The sequence below is a fragment of the Burkholderia sp. BCC1644 genome, from assembly GCF_902833225.1.
In the GTDB taxonomy this organism is placed as follows: domain Bacteria; phylum Pseudomonadota; class Gammaproteobacteria; order Burkholderiales; family Burkholderiaceae; genus Burkholderia.
In genome coordinates this window covers 110,124-128,161 of sequence record NZ_CADFEI010000008.1, presented here as the reverse complement: position 1 = coordinate 128,161, position 18,038 = coordinate 110,124, and the positions used below count along the sequence as shown (strand labels likewise).

Sequence of the window (18,038 nt, the reverse complement as noted above, 5' to 3'; positions counted from 1 at the left end):
CGCGCGGTCGGCAGGTTTTACCTGCTTCCGGCCAGCGCGAGCACTTCGGCGGCGGAGATCATCGCGGCTGCATTCGCGGGCGCCGGGCGTTCGGCCGGGCGGAATACTTCGTCGCCGCGGTGGATGACCTGGCGCGACAGCGCGCAGGTGCCGGTGCGTTGCGCGAAGCGGCGGCGCCAGCGCTGTTCACCGTAGTGACAGCGGCCGGGCTCGACCCAGCGGACGACGAGCAGCGTATCGGAACGTTCGAGAATTTCGACGTGGACGTCGGCGGGATCGAGCGCAGGCAGGGATTTGGAGGCCTTCATTTTGCCGTTTCCTAAAGCTCGTGCGGTTTCGGCCGTGGCAGTGGATGTCACTACCCGATGGCGAATCCGTAGCGGTTTCCATGAGTGGTGCGCTAAATGTAAGCGTCTGTGACCGGAAAAAACATCCTGTCTGGCTCAAATTACCTTTTGCCGATTTAGAAACAATCCAAGCTTATTTTCTTGGAAACCACGGACAAAAACGCCCCGGACGGGAAGTCCGGGGCGGAAAATCGGCCCGCGCACCGTGTCTGCTCGCCCAGTCACGGAGTCCATCGCCGGGGGACGGAGGTGCCCGCAGGGACCGAAAGCGGGCGGGGAGGCGATGGTTGAAAAGCGCGGTCCGGCAACGCCATGATGGCGCGCCCATCCCGTTGAGACCCTGACGTGAACATGACTTTTTTGTCAGTTTGGCGTGGACGCCGCGTCGCGCGAATACGCCAGACCGGCCGGGCGGCCCGCCGGTATTGGGTTTGCGCGGCCTCGGGCGCATCCTTCCAGTGTCCGTCGAGCAGCGGATTTTTCTCCGCCGGCCCGATTTCCCCACCCGGGTAAATACTGAATCCCGATTTCGTGACAAACGCGCGATCCCTTCCTATGATTGGTTGGACCTTTAGTCCTTTGTGCCAATCGGCCGATGGGTGGCCGGCTTTTTCGGGAGACGTGCTCATGAGATTGCAGGGCAAACGCGCGCTGGTGACGGCGGCCGGGCAGGGCATTGGCCGCGCGACCGCGCTGCGGTTCGCGAGCGAGGGCGCCGACGTGCTGGCGACCGACATCAATGAAGCCGCGCTCGTGCGGCTCGAGGCCGACGCCGAACGCGCGGGCGGCCGGCTGACCACGCGGCGGCTCGACGTCACCGATGCAGGCGACGTCGCGGCGCTCGCCGCGGGCGAACGCGCATTCGACGTGCTGTTCAACTGCGCGGGCTATGTGCACCACGGCTCGATCCTCGACTGCGACGACGACGCGTGGGCGTTCTCGATGAACCTGAACGTCACGTCGATGTACCGGCTGATCCGCGCGCTGCTGCCTGCCATGCTGGAAGCCGGCGGCGCGTCGATCATCAACATGGCGTCGGCCGCGTCGAGCGTGAAGGGCGTGCCGAACCGCTTCGTCTACGGCACGACCAAGGCGGCCGTGATCGGGCTGACCAAGGCGGTCGCCGCCGATTTCGTCGAGCGCGGCATCCGCTGCAACGCGATCTGCCCGGGCACGATCGAATCGCCGTCGCTGGAGCAGCGGATCGCGGACCAGGCGCGCACGCGCCACGTGTCGGCCGACGAGGTGCGCCAGGCGTTCGTCGCGCGCCAGCCGATCGGCCGCATCGGCAGCGCGGACGAAGTGGCCGCGCTCGCGCTGTACCTGGCCTCCGACGAAGCGTCGTTCACGACCGGCGCGATCCACCTGATCGACGGCGGCTGGTCAAACTGACCGTGTTGAACTGACCGCGTCTTCCCATTCACTTTCCGTTTCCGTTCCGACGACGCTATGAAACTGCTCAGATTTGGCGACAAACACCATGAAAAACCGGGCCTGCTCGATGCGCAGGGCCAGCTTCGCGACCTGTCCGGCGTGATCGACGACATCGCCGGCGATGCGCTGACGCCCGCGTCGCTCGCGCGGCTGCGCGACATTCCGCCGTCGTCGCTGCCGCTCGTCGAAGGCGCGCCGCGGCTCGGCGCCTGCGTCGGCCGCGTCGGCAAGTTCATCTGCATCGGGCTCAACTATTCCGACCACGCGGCCGAATCGGGGATGGAGGTGCCGAAGGAGCCTGTCGTATTCGGCAAGTGGACGAGCGCGATCTCGGGGCCGAACGACGACGTCGAGATTCCGCGCGGTTCGGAGAAGACCGACTGGGAAGTCGAGCTCGGCGTGGTGATCGGCCAGGGCGGCCGTTATATCGCGGAAGCCGATGCGTTGTCGCACGTCGCCGGCTACTGCGTCGTGAACGACGTGTCGGAACGCGAATACCAGCTCGAGCGCGGCGGCACGTGGGACAAGGGCAAGGGCAACGACACGTTCGGCCCGCTCGGCCCGTGGCTCGTGACGGCCGATGAAGTCCCCGATCCGCACGCGCTGCGGCTGTGGCTCGACGTCGACGGCCACCGCTACCAGAACGGCACGACCGCGACGATGGTGTTTCGCGTGCCGCACCTGATCAGCTACCTGAGCCGCTTCATGAGCCTGCAGCCGGGCGACGTGATCTCGACCGGCACGCCGCCGGGCGTCGGCCTCGGGCAGAAGCCGCCCGTCTACCTGCGCGCCGGACAGGTGATCACGCTCGGCATCGACGGGCTCGGCGAGCAACGCCAGCGCACCGTGCAAGCCTGATTTCCTTTAACGGACGGTTCGTCATGCCTATCATTCGATCGATGCGCGTCCTCGACGTGCGCTTCCCGACCTCGCGCCAGCTGGATGGCTCCGACGCAATGAATCCGGACCCCGATTATTCGGCGGCCTACGTCGTGCTCGAAACCGACCGCGACGGGCTCGAGGGTCACGGGCTCACGTTCACCATCGGGCGCGGCAACGAAATCTGCTGCGCGGCGATCGACGCGATGCGTCACCTTGTCGTCGGCCTCGACCTCGACTGGATCCGCGAGGACATGGGCCGCTTCTGGCGGCACGTGACGTCGGACAGCCAGTTGCGCTGGATCGGCCCCGACAAGGGCGCGATCCACCTGGCGACGGGCGCCGTCGTCAACGCGGTGTGGGATTTGTGGGCAAAGGCCGTCGGCAAGCCGCTGTGGCGGCTCGTCGCCGAGATGAGCCCCGAGGAGCTGGTACGCGCGATCGACTTCCGCTACCTGACCGACTGCCTGACGCCGGACGAAGCGCTCGAGCTGCTGCGCCGGCAGGCGCCCGGCAAGGCTGCGCGGATCGCGGCGCTCGAGCGCGACGGCTACCCGTGCTACACGACGTCGGCCGGCTGGCTCGGCTACAGCGACGACAAGCTGCGCCGGCTGTGCCGCGAGGCGGTGGACGCCGGTTTCGACTACGTGAAGCTGAAGGTCGGCGCGAACCTCGAGGACGATATCCGCCGCGTGACGATCGCGCGCGAAGTGATCGGCCCCGATCGCAAGCTGATGATCGACGCGAACCAGGTGTGGGAAGTCGACGAGGCGATCGACTGGGTGCGCGAGCTCGCGTTCGCGCGGCCGTGGTTCATCGAGGAGCCGACGAGCCCCGACGACGTCGAAGGGCATCGCAAGATCCGCAAGGCGATCGCGCCCGTGCAGGTCGCGACCGGCGAGATGTGCCAGAACCGCGTGCTGTTCAAGCAGTTCATCGCACGCGGCGCGATCGACGTCGTGCAGATCGACGCGTGCCGGCTCGGCGGCGTGAACGAGATTCTCGCGGTGATGCTGATGGCCGCGAAGTACGGGCTGCCCGTGTGTCCGCATGCGGGCGGCGTCGGGCTGTGCGAGTACGTGCAGCACCTGTCGATGATCGACTACGTGTGCATTTCCGGCACGAAGGAAGGGCGCGTGACCGAATACGTCGATCACCTGCACGAGCATTTCGTCGAACCGTGCGTCGTGCGCGGCGCGGCGTACATGCCGCCGACGGCGCCCGGCTTCTCGATCGAGATGAAGCCCGAATCGCTGGAGCAGTACCGGTTCCGCGGCTGAAGCAGGGCGGGCGTGCCGACAACATGAACGACGGAGACGCGAAGTGGATTTGAATCTGCAAGACAAGGTCGTGATCGTGACCGGCGGCGCGTCGGGCATCGGCGCCGCGATCTCGATGCGGCTGGCCGGCGAGGGCGCGATTCCGGTGGTGTTCGCGCGCCACGCGCCCGACGACGCGTTCTGGCGCGAACTCGCGCGCAAGCAACCGAAGGCCACGTGCGTGTCCGTCGAATTGCAGGACGACACGCAGTGCCGCGATGCGGTCGCGCAGACCATCCAGCGTTTCGGTCGTCTCGACGGCCTCGTCAACAACGCGGGCATCAACGACAGCATCGGGCTCGATGCGGGGCGCGACGCGTTCGTCGCGTCGCTCGAACGCAACCTCGTCCACTACTACGTGATGGCGCATTACTGCGTGCCGCACCTGAAGGCCGCGCGCGGCGCGATCGTCAACATCTCGTCGAAGACGGCCGTGACCGGGCAGGGCAACACGAGCGGCTATTGCGCGTCGAAGGGCGCGCAGCTCGCGCTGACACGCGAATGGGCCGTCGCATTGCGCGACGACGGCGTGCGCGTGAACGCGGTGATCCCGGCCGAGGTGATGACGCCGCTGTACAGGAACTGGTTGGCGGGCTTCGACGATCCCGACGCGAAGCTCGCCGGCATCGCGGGCAAGGTGCCGCTCGGCCAGCGCTTCACGACGGCCGACGAAATCGCCGATACGACCGTGTTCCTGCTGTCGGAACGCGCGTCGCACACGACGGGCCAGTGGCTGTTCGTCGACGGCGGCTACACGCATCTCGACCGTGCGATCAGCTGAGGGCCGCGATTCATGCAACCCGACCTGAACCCGAACACCGCACCGCCGCTGATTGCGTTGACCGGCATCGGCAAGCGCTTCCCCGGTGTGCAGGCGCTCGACGATTGCCGTTTCGACCTGCGCGGCGGCGAGGTGCATGCGCTGATGGGCGAGAACGGCGCCGGCAAGTCGACGCTGATGAAGATCCTCGCGGGCGTGTACCAGCGCGACGACGGCGAGATCCGGATGGACGGCCGCGCGGTCGAGATCGCCGATCCGCGCGCCGCGCAGGCGCTCGGGATCGGCATCATCCATCAGGAACTGAACCTGATGAACCACCTGAGCGTCGCGCAGAACATCTTCATCGGCCGCGAACCGCGCGGCCGCTTCGGCGTGTTCGTCGACGAAGAGAAACTCAACCGCGACGCCGTCGCGATCTTCCAGCGGATGCGGCTCGATCTCGACCCGCGCACGCCGGTCGGCCGTCTGACGGTCGCGAAGCAGCAGATGGTCGAGATCGCGAAGGCGTTGTCGTTCGACTCGCGCGTGCTGATCATGGACGAGCCGACCGCCGCGCTCAACAACGCGGAGATCGCCGAGCTGTTCCGCATCATCCGCGACCTGCGCGCGAACGGCGTCGGCATCGTCTACATCTCGCACAAGATGGACGAACTTCGCCAGATCGCCGATCGCGTGACCGTGATGCGCGACGGCAAGTACGTCGCGACCGTGCCGATGGAAGGCACGTCGATGGATACGATCATTTCGATGATGGTCGGCCGCCAGCTCGAAACGGAATCCCGCACGCCGCCCGATACGTCGTCGAACGATGTCGCGCTCGAAGTGCGCGGGCTGTCGCGCGGCCGTGCGATCCGCGAGGTGGGCTTCACGCTGCGGCGCGGCGAGATCCTCGGCTTCGCGGGGCTGATGGGCGCGGGCCGCACCGAGGTTGCGCGCGCGGTGTTCGGCGCGGACCCGGTCGATGCCGGCGAAATCCGCGTGCACGGCAAGACCGTGGCGATCCGCACGCCGGCCGACGCGGTGAAGCACGGGATCGGCTACCTGTCCGAGGATCGCAAGCACTTCGGGCTCGCGGTCGGGATGGACGTGCAGAACAACATCGCCCTGTCGAGCATGCGTCGTTTCGTGCGCCGCGGCGTGTTCCTCGACGCGCGCGAGATGCGCGACACCGCGCAGTCGTACGTGCGGCAGCTCGCGATCCGCACGCCGTCGGTCGCGCAGCCCGCGCGGCTCCTGTCGGGCGGCAACCAGCAGAAGATCGTGATCGCGAAGTGGCTGCTGCGCGACTGCGACATCCTGTTCTTCGACGAACCGACGCGCGGCATCGACGTCGGCGCGAAGAGCGAGATCTACAAGCTGCTCGACGCGCTGGCCGCCGACGGCAAGGCGATCGTGATGATCTCGTCGGAGCTGCCCGAGGTGCTGCGCATGAGCCACCGGATTCTCGTGATGTGCGAAGGCCGCGTGACCGGCGAATTGCGCGTGGCCGACGCCACGCAGGAAAAGATCATGCAGCTCGCGACGCAGCGCGAGTCGACCGTGTTGTCCTGATTTCCTGATACAGACGCTGACCCGATCATGTCCAACGATACGCATCCTGTTCCGCCCCTGGCTTCCGGCGATACGCCGGCCGCCGCATCGAGCCTGAAGTCGCGCTTCTTCAATCCGGCCGCACGGCAGAAGCTGCTTGCGTTCGCGAGCCTCGTGCTGCTGATCGTGTTCTTCAGCTTCGCGTCGCCGAACTTCCTCGAGGTCGACAACCTCGTCACGATCCTGCAGGCCACCGCCGTGAACGGCGTGCTGGCCGTCGCGTGTACGTACGTGATCATCACGTCGGGCATCGACCTGTCGGTCGGCACGCTGATGACGTTCTGCGCGGTGATGGCCGGCGTCGTGCTGACCAAGTGGGGCATGCCGTTGCCGCTCGGGATCCTGGCCGCGCTGCTGTTCGGCGCGCTGTCGGGCTGCGTGTCGGGTTTCGTGATCGCGAAGATGAAGGTGCCGCCGTTCATCGCGACGCTCGGCATGATGATGCTGCTCAAGGGGCTGTCGCTCGTGATCTCGGGCACGCGGCCGATCTACTTCAACGACACGCCGGGCTTCACGGCGATCGCGCAGGATTCGCTGATCGGCAACCTGATTCCCGCGCTGCCGATTCCGAACGCGGTGCTGATCCTGTTTCTCGTCGCGATCGGCGCGTCGATCGTGCTGAACCGCACGATCTTCGGCCGCTACACGTTCGCGCTCGGCAGCAATGAGGAGGCGCTGCGGCTGTCCGGCGTGAACGTCGACGCGTGGAAGATCGCCGTCTACACGTTCAGCGGCGCGGTGTGCGGGATTGCCGGCCTGCTGATCGCGTCGCGGCTGAATTCCGCGCAGCCGGCGCTCGGTCAGGGCTACGAGCTCGACGCGATCGCGGCCGTCGTGATCGGCGGCACGTCGCTGTCGGGCGGCGCGGGCAGCATCGTCGGCACCATCATCGGCGCGTTCATCATGAGCGTGCTGACCAACGGCCTGCGCATCATGTCGGTCGCGCAGGAATGGCAGACGGTCGTGACGGGCGTGATCATCATCCTCGCCGTGTACGTCGACATCCTGCGCCGGCGTCGCCGCTGACGCGCGCCTGCGCGCAGGCATCCGCTTCACCGCCGGCCCGGCCGGCATCCAGAAGAGTCCAACCAAGGAGACGCGAAGTGATCAGGAGCAAGGTGTTGAACGCGATCGTCGGGCTGACGTTCGCCGTCGGCGTCACGGCCGGCGCGCAGGCGCAGGAAGCCTATATCCCGCTGATCTCGAAAGGCTTCCAGCATCAGTTCTGGCAGGCCGTGAAATCGGGCGCGATGCAGGCCGCGAAGGACTACAAGGTGAAGGTGACGTTCGAAGGGCCCGAAACCGAGGCGATGGTCGACAAGCAGATCGACATGCTGTCGGCCGCGATCGCGAAGAAGCCGGCCGCGCTCGGCTTCGCGGCGCTCGACAGCAAGGCCGCGCTGCCGCTCCTGAAGAAGGCCCAGGCCGAGAAGATCCCGGTGATCGCGTTCGACTCGGGCGTCGACAGCGACATCCCGGTGACGACGGCCGCGACCAACAACAAGGCCGCCGCGGCGCTCGCGGCCGACAAGCTTGCCGCGCTGATCGGCGACGAAGGCGAGGTGGCCGTGGTCGCGCACGACCAGACGAGCCGCACCGGCATCGACCGCCGCGACGGCTTCCTTGAGCGGATGAAGGCGGCACACCCGAAGGTGCAGGTCGTGACCGTGCAGTACGGCGAAGGCGACCAGCTGAAGTCGACCGAGGTGACGAAGTCGATCCTGCAGGCGTATCCGAAGCTCAAGGGGCTGTTCGGCACCAACGAAGGCTCGGCGATCGGCGTGGTCAACGGCGTGCGCGAGATGAAACGCAAGGTCGTGATCGTCGGCTACGATTCGGGCAAGCAGCAGAAGGATGCGATCCGCAGCGGGCTGATGGCCGGCGCGATCACGCAGAACCCGATCGGAATCGGCTACAAGACCGTCGAGGCGGCCGTGAAGGCGACCAAGGGCGAGAAGCTGCCGAAGGTGATCGATACCGGTTTCTACTGGTACGACAAGACCAATATCGACGATCCGAAGATCGCGGCGGTGTTGTACGACTGAACGTTGCGCACGAGCGGCGGCGACGACGCGCGCCGCCGCCGCCGAGGCAACTGAACACGAGGGCACCATGGGCGCAGTGCGTATCGATTCCCATCAGCACTTCTGGCGTTATCGCGCGGCCGACTATCCGTGGATCGGCCCCGGGATGGGGGTGCTCGCGCGCGACTACCTGCCCGACACGCTGTGGCCGCAGATGCATGCGCAGGCGCTCGGCGCGTCGATCGCGGTGCAGGCGCGCGCCGGGCGCGACGAGACGGCGTTCCTGCTCGATCTCGCGCGCGACGACGCACGTATCGCGGCGGTGGTCGGCTGGGAAGATCTCGGTGCGCCGGCGCTTGCCGATCGGGTCGCCGAGTGGGGCAGCCCGAAGCTGCGCGGCTTTCGTCATCAGGTGCAGGACGAAGCCGACGTGGCCGCGTTCGTCGCGGATCCCGGTTTCAAGCGCGGCATCGCCTGGCTGCAGGCGAACGGCTACGTGTACGACGTGCTCGTGTTCGAACGGCAGTTGCCGGACGTGCGCGGGTTCTGCGCGACGCACGACGCGCACTGGCTCGTGCTCGATCACGTCGGAAAGCCCGCGCTCGCCGAGTTCGAGCGCGACGACACGGCGCTCGCGCGCTGGCGCGCGTCGCTGCGTGAACTGGGCGCGTTGCCGCATGTCGCGTGCAAGCTGTCGGGGCTCGTGACCGAGGCCGACTGGCAGCGTGGCCTGCGCGCGCGGGACATCCGGCACATCGAACAGTGCCTCGATGCGGCGCTCGACGCATTCGGGCCGCAGCGGCTGATGTTCGGGTCGGACTGGCCCGTGTGCCTGCTCGCGGCGTCGTACGACGAAGTGACGTCGCTCGTCGAACGCTGGGCCGAATCGCGGCTGTCGGCGGCCGAGCGCGGCGCGTTGTGGGGCGGCACGGCCGCGCGTTGCTACGCGGTGCCGGGCGATGTGAAGCGCGGCATATAAAATAGGCGCGAACGGTCTGTTCGATTCGTCAGACCGTCCGGAACGAAACCGATTACCAGCGTCAACGTATGTCCATCCAGCCGATTCAGAACCGCCGCCTCTACCAGCAGATCGCCGACAAGCTTAGTGCGATGATCGAGTCCGGCGATTTTCCGCCGGGCAGCTATCTGCCGCCCGAGCGCGAACTGGCCGAACAGTTCGGTGTGTCGCGCACGTCGGTGCGCGAAGCGCTGATCGCGCTCGAAGTGAGCGGGCTCGTCAGCGTGCGGGTCGGCGACGGCGTGAAGGTGCGCCATCCCGAAGCAGCGGCTGCGCCCGAGCCTGCACCCGAACCCGCTGCGACAGTCGCGCCGTTCTCGATCGTCGAGATCGATCCCGAACTCGGCATCGCGCTCGACCTCGACACCGAAATCCCGCCGTTCGCCCTGTTGCAGGCGCGCCGGTTGATCGAGCCGGAAGCCGCGGCGCTTGCGGCATCGCACGGCTCGGACGCGCAGATCGAAGGGATTCACGAAGCGTTCCTGCGCAACCAGGAAGACAACCGCAGCGGCTCGCTTACGCACCCGGGCGACCGGCTGTTCCATATCCGTATCGCGGAAGCGAGCGACAACGCCGCGTATGCGCTGATGATCAAGCAGCTGCTTGCGCACAAGTACGACCTGATGTTCCAGCGGCTGCAGTCGCTGTACATGCCGAACGACATGCCGCACCGGTCGGAGCTGGAACACCGCGCGATCCTCGACGCGATCCGCGCGCGCGATCCCGAAGCCGCGCGCCGTGCGATGGCCGAGCATCTCGACGAAGTCATCCGGATTTTCGGCCGCGCGCTCGACTGAGCGCGCGTTGACGCGCTATCCGCTCAGAACCGGTCCGCGCGATACGGCGCCGGATCGGTGAACGGCGCTTCGCCCGTCATCATCTCGGCCAGCAGCCGGCCGGTCACGGGGCCGAGCGTGAGTCCGTGGTGGTTGTGCCCGAACGCGAACCACAGCCCGCGATGGGCGGGCGCGGGGCCGATCACCGGTCGCATGTCCGGCGTGCACGGCCGGAAGCCGAGCCACGGATGCGGGTCGAGCCGTTCGCCGAACCCGAACACGGGCCGTGCGACGCGTTCCGCCCGTTCGAGCTGTACGCCGGTTGGCGGCACACGGCGCCGCGCGATCTCGACCCCCGTCGTCAGCCGCAGCCCGCGCCGCATCGGCGCGATCACGTAACCGTATTCCCGGTCGACGATCGGCGCCGACGGCACGCCGTGTGCGGACGGCGCGTAGTGCATGTGATAGCCGCGCTTCTCGCGAAGCGGGATCTTGTAGCCGAACTTGCCGAAGACGGTGTCGGACCACGGGCCGAGCGCGACGACGACGGCCGGCGCGGCGGCCGGGCCGTCCTGCGTGTGAACCTGCCAGCCGGGCGACAGCGCGTCGAGGCTCGCGGCGTCGCCTGTCAGGAGCGTGCCGCCGCCTTGCACGAACAACTGCGCATACGCTTTGACGAGCGCGGCCGGATCGACGACGCTTTTCGGATCGAGCCAGTGCAGCGCGCCGCAGAAGCCCGGCGCGAGGCTCGGCTCGCGCGCGAGCAGGGCGGCCGCGTCGAGCGGCGTGATGCCGAGCCCGTGGCGGCGCGCGGTGAGGCCGGCCTCGGCCACGCCGCGTTCGAATGCGGCGGGCGTGCGGAACGCTTCGAGCCAGCCGTTCGCACGGATCAGCTCGCCGGCGCCGGCCCGCGCGATCAGCGCGTCGTGCTCGACGAGGCACCGCTCGATCAGCGGCAGCATGTCGCGCGACGCGGCCGCATGGCGCAGCGGCGCCGATTCCCACCAGAACCGCGCGAGCCACGGCGCGAACGCGGGCAGCGACGCGCTGTGCCAGTAAAGATCGGTCGAGCGGTTCAGCGCATAGCGCATCAGCGTGAACGGGCTGCGAGGGAACGGATACGGCTCGACCGACGAGCGCTCGATCAGCCCCGCGTTGCCGAAGCTCGTGCCTTCGCCGGGTGCGCCGCGATCGACGAGGGCGACCTTGCGCCCGCGATCCTGCAGATGCAGCGCGGCCGAGACGCCGACGATGCCGGCGCCGAGAACGATGACGTCGAAATCCATGAAGAGTGGCGAGATGTGGTGGTTGGGCGGACGGGCCGTTTTCGTTGTGGTGGATGTGCTGCCGGAACCCAAGGATACCCCGGGGGCCGCGCGTGCGCCGGACGGATGTCCGCAGCGTGCCGCATCGCACGTTGCCGGCCGGATACGCATCGGTTTCATGAGCGTCGTACCGGAAGACGACATATTCACGCGCGAAAATCGCATCGGCGCGTTTCCGCTACGAGTGCGAATCGCGTGTGTGAGAGAGGCGCCGGTGAAACACCGTGCGTGTCAGGCAGGCGCGGTTTCGATAATTCAGTAATTACGGTAAATGCGTGAAGCGCGGCGACGGCGCAATTCGCCGCCGACGGTTTTTTAAATACCCGATGCATCGTCATTCACGATTTCGGTAATTTATCCCGTATTGCGCGGCAGCAATGTACAAATTACTCGCCATTGCATCGCGGCAGGCGGGGATCGGGCCGCACGGAGTGCCAGCCGGGGATTTTCGAATGAACATGCTATTTGACGGGTCTGGACTCGCCTGAAACATGCCGTTATGATGGCGCCGCCTGTCGCGACAAACAGATAATATCCGCTCTAAATGAGAAATCAGGGCAGCGGGAAATACCGATTCTCCCGGTTGCCCGCCTGTCGGCGAATGCGATTCCAGACATCACAAAAAAAGCGGCGAAGCCTGTTCCGACGATGACACGTTTCGAAATTAATATTTCGGACATCGATATGTAGTAAAGCCGCGTCGCATGCGTGGCGGTCACCAGAAAAGAAAGCGAGAGGGCCCATGAAAGAGTTGCCAGGAATCGCCGGAATGGCCGAATCGGCGGGATCGTCGCCGCTGGGCGGGGCGCTGACCTCGGGCGCGATGCAGATGGCGTCGGCGGCGAGCCCCGTCGCCGGCAAGATCGCGCCGACCGCGTCGGCCGTGATGCAGGCGCTGGCGGCTGGCGGCAACCCCGCGCAGATCGCCGCGTCGATGGCCGCACCGGCAGCAGGCATGCTGAACCCGCTCGCCGGGCAGCTTGCTTCCGGGGCCCTGTCCGGCATGCGGGCGGCCGCCGCGCCGGCCATGTCGGCCGCCGCCGCGCCGGTCGCCGACGATCACCCGCTCGTCGGACAGCCGCTTTCCGATCTTGCCTCCGCGCCGCAATTTTTCATGCCCGGCCAGACCGCGGCCAAGCCCGGCGCGCAGGAGCCGGCTTTGCCGTTCAGCGAGACGACGCGCCTGCTGCGCCTCCAGTCGTCGCTGACCGGCAACCGGGCACTGTCGATCGCGGCGATCCGGGGCGGCGAAGCGCTGTCGGAGATGCCCGGCTACACGCTCGACCTGATTGCGCAAAACCCGTCGATCGATCTCAAGGACGTGCTGAACCAGGCGGTCACCGTGAACATCACGCTCCAGGACGGCTCGGAGCGGCAGATCCACGGTTATCTGGTGCGCTTCGGCTTCGAGCGCAACGACGGCGGCATCGCGCACTATCGCGGCGAGCTGGTGCCGTGGCTCTGGTATCTCGGCAAACGGGTCAACAGCCGGATCTATCAGCAGGTCACCGTACTTGACGTGCTGCGCAAGGTCTTCGCCGACTACGGTGCGCTGGTCGATTACCAGACGCACGTCAAGCAGGAGCTGAAGCCGGAGGATTACGTCGTCCAGTTTCAGGAAAGCGACCTGAATTTCGTCAGCCGGCTGCTCGAGCGGCACGGGTTGTTCTATTACTTCGAATACAGGCAGGACGGTCACACGCTCGTGATCGCCGACGATTCGGCGTCGTGTCCCGATCAGGCGCACGATCCGGTCGTGACCTACAACGCGGCGAGCGGCGTGCAGCAGGCGGACCGCCTGACCGCGCTGTCGGCGAGCCGCGAAACCCAGCCAGGCGTGGTCGCGCTGCATACCTTCGACTACAAGCACCCGAAGAGCCGGCCGTATGTCGAGCTGCCGACACTCGCCGATCAGGGCAATGCGCCGAAGCTCGAGGTGTACGACGGCAGTTCGGCGTTCGCGTACAAGGACACCAGCGCGGGCGAGGCGGAAGCCAAGCGCCGCCTCGAAGTGTTCGAGTGGCAGGCCAAGGTGTTCCGCGGCGAATCCGGTTGCCGCGGGCTCACGGTCGGCCGCAAGTTCAGGATCGACGGGCATTTCTGGTTCGATCCGGCCAAGCAGGACGACAACGAATTCCTGGTCGTCGGGCTCGAAATCGACGCGAAGAACAATTTCGACGATGCGTCGACGCAGCCCGGCAGTTTCAGGAACTCGCTGACGCTGATCCGCAGCAAGATTCCCTATCGTCCGGTGCGCCGCCACGACAAACCGGTGATGCCGGGGCCGCAGAGCGCGATCGTGGTCGGCCCGAAGGGGCAGGAAATCCATACCGACGGGATGGGCCGGATCAAGGTGCAGTTTCCGTGGGACCGCTACGGCAAGAACGACCAGGAGAGTTCCTGCTGGATCCGGGTGTCGCAGCCGTGGGCAGGGCGCGGCTGGGGAACCGTCGCGATTCCGCGCATCAACCAGGAAGTCATCGTCGACTTCCTGAACGGCGATCCCGACCGGCCGATCATCGTCGGCCGGATGTTCAACGCGGAACAGACGCCGCCGTATGGGCTGCCCGACGGCGCACACCAGATGGGTTTTCACAGCAACTCCACGCCGGGCGGCGGCGGATTCTGCGAGGTGGTGATCCACGACAAGAAGGGCGAGGAACTGGTCAATATCCACAGCCAGAAGGATATGGCCACGACCGTCCAGAACAATCACGTGACGGTCGTGAACGGCCCGAACCAGACGAACGTGGTGACGCAGGGCCAGCATGCGAGCATCGTGCGCAAGGCGATTTCCGTGCAGTCGCAGGACGAGCATATCCAGCACACGGCGAAGACGGCGGTGATCCTGCATGCGCAGGAACAGCACATGGCGCTCAAGGCGAAGGGCCCGGTGCAGATCGAATCCGATACGGAGCACGTGCATGTGAAGGGCTCGCAGTCGATCGTGCTCGAGTGCGGCAAGGCCAAGATCACGCTGTCGGCCAACGGGGAGATCGTGCTCGACGGCACGCGCGTCGTCGTGCTGGGTTCGCAAAGCGTCGATCTGAACCCCGACGGCACGACCGGGCCGGCCGCGCCGCCGCTCGTGCCGGTGACGGATCCGGCCGCGCCCGCGCAGGATCTCGCGGCGCCTGCAGCAGGTGGCGGGGGCGGCGGTGGCGGAGGGGGCGGCGGTGCCGCGGCCGCTGCGCCGGCGCACGCGAAACAGCACGCGAAAGGGGCGCCGAAAAAAAAGGCCGTGGCGACCGGGCTGGGCGCTGGCGTCGACCAGCTCGCCGCGAAATCGCCGACGCTCGAACGCGACATCGCGAAGCTGCAGAAGGACGGCTGGAATATCCAGTACGGTCCGGCGAATCAGGGGTCGTCCACGAACAAGAGCGGCCACCCACCCACGATCGTGATCGACGGCAACGACCGCGGGAATCCGCAGGCCGTCGTCCAGGGGCTCGCGCACGAAACCGGGCACGCGCTGTACCAGGGCACGCCGGATTATTCGAGCAAGGCGAATTACGTCAACAGCGAGCTGGCGGACGAAGGCGCGGCCACGATGAACAACATCAAGGTGCAGCGCGAGATCGTCGCGCACGGCGGCCCCGACATCCAGATCGCCGGCGATCCGGCCAACGCGCCGGCCTACAATGCCGCGTACAACCAGTTCGTGCGGAACGGCGACGCGACGGCGGCGCGCGCGGCCATCGGCCATGTCTACGGCACCGGCGAACACGCGTCGGTGCCGGTCAATGGACAGTATGTCAATTATCAAACGTACTACGGAAGCTGGTATGACCGTAACTACCCGTCCCACTAGGCGCGGCCGCGCCGCGGCGATCGTCGCGCCGCTGCTGCTCGCATTGTCGCTGGGCGTGACTCCGGCCTGTTCGGAAGGATCGAAGAAGATGCACACAACCGTTCAACTCAGTCTCTGGCAGGTGATCGATCAGATCGGCGCGCATCAACCGATCCGGCGCGAATCCGTCGAGCATTTGCTGCACACGAAGTTCGCGCGCAGCGAATCGAGCAACGAATACTTCACGTTCTGGAGCAACGGCGAGAGCGGCCCGATCGCGCTCGACGACGGCACGCAGATCGAGCGCGTCGTGCTGCGCACGAGCAATGAAGGGGACGCGCGCGGCGCGCTCACGTTGACGCTGTCCGGCCGTTGCGTGGGCCGCGAGGACGTGAAGGCGCGTTTCGCCGGGATGCGGATCGCCGGTGCGCCGTCGGGCCGCTCGCCGAACGAGGAGACGACGTTCCGGACCGAGACCGCGCGGGGCGAGCTCGTGTTCGGGTTCGCGGAGCGCAACCCCGAATGCCTGTCGAGCGTCGGCTTCGGCGAGAAGGCGAAATAACGCGCCACCCGGACGCATGCGTACGGGACAACGAAAGGAAGAACGGAATGGCGGTTTACCGATTGCATGAAGGGCGCATGGCGTTGCCCGACGGCTGGCGCGACCAGACCATGAACGTGTTTCACTTGCCCGACGCGTCGGGCCGCAAGGACGTCGCATTCGTGGTGACGCGCGACTACGACACGCCGCTCGACGATGTCGGTGCCTACGCGGATACGCAGCAGGCCGCGTTCAAGCGCCAGTTTCCCGGCTACAAGCCGCTCGCGCGCGAACCCGTCACGATCGACGGGCGGCCGGGCCTGATGCTCGACTATCAGTGGCGCAGCGACAAGACGGTGCTGCGACAGCGGCAGGCGATGGTCCGGCTCGACGAGGCGATGCTGGTGTTCACGCTCAATGCGCGCGTGGAGGATTTCGAGCGGCACATTCCCGCATGGACGTCGATCCTGTCGTCGTTCGCCGTGATGCCTTCCGTGCCGGATGAAGCCGACGCGCCGGCGGTCACGCACGAAAGCCTGCCGCACGTGTTCGCGCTGTCCGCGAAGACGCGCGTGCTGCGCGTCTATCCGGACCTTCGCACGGCGTGCGAGCGGATCAGCGCGCGCGAAGTCGAACATCACGATTGGGTGTTCTTCGCGAGCGACGGCTCGCCGCTCGAGCCGACCGTCGTCCAGCGCAGCCGCCAGGGATTGTTCAAGTCGGACGGGCGCTACGAGCTGCGCCCCAGTCCCGGCTACTCGGGGCTCGAGCTGCGGCGCCGTCTCGATGCGGTCACGGCCGTCGAGGGCGTGCCGCCGCTGGAATCGCTGCGGGACATCGAAGCGCATCTGCGTCGGCAGTCCGCCGCGCGCACGGACGGCGCGTCGTCATGAGCGGTGCCGAGGCGGCCCTGCGCGCCGCCCGCATGGGCGACGAGATCGGGCACGGTTTCGGCCTGCTCGGGATGATCGCGGGCGCGGTGGTCGGCGCGGTCGTCGCGGCGGCGATCGTGACGGCGACCGCGGCCACCGGCGGTCTCGCGCTGGTCGCGATCATCGGCGGCTGCGTGGCCGGCGGCGGCCTCGCCGGCGGCGCGCTGGTGCGCGGCATCCAGAAGGCGGCCAACCTGCCCGGTCCAACCACCGGCATGCTGCAGCGGGGATCGTCGAACGTGACGGTCAACAGTCGTACCGCGCTGCGCGCCGGGATCGACTGTGCCGACGAATGCAACGGCCTGCCGTTCAATCATTTCCCGAAGCCGCTGCTCCTGATCGCGCAGGGCTCGCGAACCGTGACCGTCAACGGCAAGCCGATGGCGCGCCTGTCGATGAAGATGGAGTGTGGCGCGCTCATCAAGACCGCGAGCGACAACGTGACGGTCGGCGGCGAGACCGTCACCGTCGTCGAGATCCACGATACCGAGGCGATGGTCGAGACGGCGCTCGAAGTGCTCGGCTTCGTGGCGCTCGGCGCGGCGGGGCTGGGTGCGCTGGCGGCCGGGCTGGGTGCCACCGCGCTGTTCGCGGGAACCGTGATCGGTGCCAACGTCGGCCTCAATGCGCTGCATTCGTGGGGCGAATCACTCGGCCCCGGTTACGGCGACATCATGGTCGGCGTCGCGGGATTCGCGCTGCTCGGGCTGGGTGCAAAGGGCGCCGACACGGAAGCCGCGAAGAACGCCGTCGACGTGCTGAACCGGACCAAGGTCGAAATCGAGCCGAACACGCTCGGCGCCAACGGCGGCAACGTCCGGGTCACGACCAAGGGCGTGCCGCGCACGCTGTACGACCAGCTTCGGGCCAAGACGCCAAGCTCGAAGATCCAGAAGATGGTCAACGAAAACTACGAACCGGGCATGGACGATCCCGCGCTGCCGGGCCTGACGATCGACAAGCCGCTGCATGCGGACCACATCGTGTCGATGAAGGAGATCACGGAGATGCCGGGATTCAAGGACCTGCCGTTCGACGACCAGGTCAAGGTCCTCAACAATCCCGACAACTTCACGGGCCTGAGCGAGACGGCGAACACGTCGAAGGGCTCGAAGTCCTATGCCGACTGGACCGAATACAAGAAAGGCGGCATCAAGGTCGATGAAGGATTCCGGCAGCAGATGATGCAGCGCGAAGCCGACAACCGGACGATGCTGCAGAACCAGATCAACGATTTGCTCGGCAATCAGCCGAAGTAGAATGCTCCGATGACGAATTCAAT

16 protein-coding genes are annotated in these 18,038 nt (G+C 66.8%); 14 read left to right on the top strand and 2 right to left on the bottom strand.

What is annotated here, in order from left to right; all coding sequences use genetic code 11:
* Positions 1-17: 17 nt before the first annotated feature.
* Positions 18-308 carry a DUF3331 domain-containing protein gene (locus HWX87_RS17810; protein WP_006484717.1) on the bottom strand — a complete coding sequence of 97 codons (291 nt, stop codon included), beginning with the start codon at positions 306-308 and terminating at the stop codon, positions 18-20.
* A gap of 666 nt (positions 309-974) precedes the next feature.
* On the opposite strand from HWX87_RS17810, the gene HWX87_RS17805 reads away from it, so the two are divergent.
* The 9 genes from HWX87_RS17805 (at position 975) to HWX87_RS17765 (ending at position 10,189) form a co-directional block, all read left to right on the top strand.
* Entirely contained in the window at positions 975-1,739 is a 765-nt protein-coding gene (locus HWX87_RS17805; protein ID WP_176048341.1) for an SDR family oxidoreductase, read from the top strand.
* A gap of 57 nt (positions 1,740-1,796) precedes the next feature.
* Complete coding sequence (locus tag HWX87_RS17800) at positions 1,797-2,639, top strand: ureidoglycolate lyase (RefSeq protein WP_176048340.1); 843 nt, start codon at positions 1,797-1,799, stop codon at positions 2,637-2,639.
* Positions 2,640-2,662: 23 nt separating this feature from the next.
* Positions 2,663-3,940: an L-fuconate dehydratase gene (locus tag HWX87_RS17795; protein ID WP_176048339.1), complete on the top strand. Its 1,278-nt coding sequence runs from the start codon at positions 2,663-2,665 to the stop codon at positions 3,938-3,940.
* Between the two features lie 43 nt (positions 3,941-3,983).
* Positions 3,984-4,760 carry an SDR family oxidoreductase gene (locus tag HWX87_RS17790; RefSeq protein WP_176048338.1) on the top strand — a complete coding sequence of 259 codons (777 nt, stop codon included), beginning with the start codon at positions 3,984-3,986 and terminating at the stop codon, positions 4,758-4,760.
* A gap of 12 nt (positions 4,761-4,772) precedes the next feature.
* Complete coding sequence (locus HWX87_RS17785; protein WP_176048337.1) at positions 4,773-6,311, top strand: sugar ABC transporter ATP-binding protein; 1,539 nt, start codon at positions 4,773-4,775, stop codon at positions 6,309-6,311.
* Positions 6,312-6,338: 27 nt separating this feature from the next.
* Positions 6,339-7,376, top strand: coding sequence for an ABC transporter permease (locus HWX87_RS17780; RefSeq protein WP_176048336.1), 1,038 nt, complete (start codon positions 6,339-6,341; stop codon positions 7,374-7,376).
* Positions 7,377-7,453: 77 nt separating this feature from the next.
* Positions 7,454-8,395 (top strand): ABC transporter substrate-binding protein, encoded by a 942-nt coding sequence (locus HWX87_RS17775; protein ID WP_176048335.1) that lies wholly within the window; start codon positions 7,454-7,456, stop codon positions 8,393-8,395.
* 67 nt (positions 8,396-8,462) lie between these two features.
* Entirely contained in the window at positions 8,463-9,353 is an 891-nt protein-coding gene (locus HWX87_RS17770; protein WP_176048334.1) for an amidohydrolase family protein, read from the top strand.
* A 68-nt stretch (positions 9,354-9,421) separates the two neighbouring features.
* A complete protein-coding gene (locus HWX87_RS17765; RefSeq protein ID WP_176048333.1) occupies positions 9,422-10,189 on the top strand; it encodes a FadR/GntR family transcriptional regulator in 768 nt (255 codons plus the stop codon).
* A gap of 23 nt (positions 10,190-10,212) precedes the next feature.
* Here the strand turns inward: HWX87_RS17765 and HWX87_RS17760 are convergent, their stop codons facing one another.
* Positions 10,213-11,454: an FAD-binding oxidoreductase gene (locus HWX87_RS17760; protein WP_176048332.1), complete on the bottom strand. Its 1,242-nt coding sequence runs from the start codon at positions 11,452-11,454 to the stop codon at positions 10,213-10,215.
* Between HWX87_RS17760 and HWX87_RS17755 the strand changes: the two genes are divergently transcribed.
* The 5 genes from HWX87_RS17755 to HWX87_RS17735 all read left to right on the top strand — a co-directional run bounded on the left by HWX87_RS17755 (position 11,438) and on the right by HWX87_RS17735 (position 18,015).
* On the top strand, positions 11,438-11,755 hold the full coding sequence (locus HWX87_RS17755; protein ID WP_176048331.1) for a hypothetical protein: 318 nt from the start codon (positions 11,438-11,440) through the stop codon (positions 11,753-11,755). The two genes, HWX87_RS17760 and HWX87_RS17755, sit on opposite strands and share 17 nt — an antisense overlap.
* 507 nt (positions 11,756-12,262) lie before the next feature.
* Positions 12,263-15,304, top strand: coding sequence for a type VI secretion system tip protein TssI/VgrG (gene tssI / locus HWX87_RS17750; protein WP_176048330.1), 3,042 nt, complete (start codon positions 12,263-12,265; stop codon positions 15,302-15,304).
* Complete coding sequence (locus tag HWX87_RS17745) at positions 15,279-15,845, top strand: hypothetical protein (protein ID WP_176048329.1); 567 nt, start codon at positions 15,279-15,281, stop codon at positions 15,843-15,845. Before tssI ends, HWX87_RS17745 begins: the two co-directional genes overlap by 26 nt.
* 47 nt (positions 15,846-15,892) lie before the next feature.
* Complete coding sequence (locus HWX87_RS17740; RefSeq protein ID WP_176048328.1) at positions 15,893-16,717, top strand: DUF1795 domain-containing protein; 825 nt, start codon at positions 15,893-15,895, stop codon at positions 16,715-16,717.
* On the top strand, positions 16,714-18,015 hold the full coding sequence (locus HWX87_RS17735) for a PAAR domain-containing protein (RefSeq protein ID WP_176048327.1): 1,302 nt from the start codon (positions 16,714-16,716) through the stop codon (positions 18,013-18,015). The genes HWX87_RS17740 and HWX87_RS17735 overlap by 4 nt, the downstream gene beginning before the upstream one ends.
* Positions 18,016-18,038: the final 23 nt, after the last annotated feature.

Coding starts and splice junctions, on each gene's coding strand:
- HWX87_RS17810 (WP_006484717.1), bottom strand. CDS start 308: ATGAAGGCCTCCAAATCCCTGCCTGCGCTCGATCCCGCCGACGTCCAC.
- HWX87_RS17805 (WP_176048341.1), top strand. CDS start 975: ATGAGATTGCAGGGCAAACGCGCGCTGGTGACGGCGGCCGGGCAGGGC.
- HWX87_RS17800 (WP_176048340.1), top strand. CDS start 1,797: ATGAAACTGCTCAGATTTGGCGACAAACACCATGAAAAACCGGGCCTG.
- HWX87_RS17795 (WP_176048339.1), top strand. CDS start 2,663: ATGCCTATCATTCGATCGATGCGCGTCCTCGACGTGCGCTTCCCGACC.
- HWX87_RS17785 (WP_176048337.1), top strand. CDS start 4,773: ATGCAACCCGACCTGAACCCGAACACCGCACCGCCGCTGATTGCGTTG.
- HWX87_RS17780 (WP_176048336.1), top strand. CDS start 6,339: ATGTCCAACGATACGCATCCTGTTCCGCCCCTGGCTTCCGGCGATACG.
- HWX87_RS17770 (WP_176048334.1), top strand. CDS start 8,463: ATGGGCGCAGTGCGTATCGATTCCCATCAGCACTTCTGGCGTTATCGC.
- HWX87_RS17765 (WP_176048333.1), top strand. CDS start 9,422: ATGTCCATCCAGCCGATTCAGAACCGCCGCCTCTACCAGCAGATCGCC.
- HWX87_RS17755 (WP_176048331.1), top strand. CDS start 11,438: ATGACGTCGAAATCCATGAAGAGTGGCGAGATGTGGTGGTTGGGCGGA.
- HWX87_RS17760 (WP_176048332.1), bottom strand. CDS start 11,454: ATGGATTTCGACGTCATCGTTCTCGGCGCCGGCATCGTCGGCGTCTCG.
- tssI (WP_176048330.1), top strand. CDS start 12,263: ATGGCCGAATCGGCGGGATCGTCGCCGCTGGGCGGGGCGCTGACCTCG.
- HWX87_RS17745 (WP_176048329.1), top strand. CDS start 15,279: ATGACCGTAACTACCCGTCCCACTAGGCGCGGCCGCGCCGCGGCGATC.
- HWX87_RS17740 (WP_176048328.1), top strand. CDS start 15,893: ATGGCGGTTTACCGATTGCATGAAGGGCGCATGGCGTTGCCCGACGGC.
- HWX87_RS17735 (WP_176048327.1), top strand. CDS start 16,714: ATGAGCGGTGCCGAGGCGGCCCTGCGCGCCGCCCGCATGGGCGACGAG.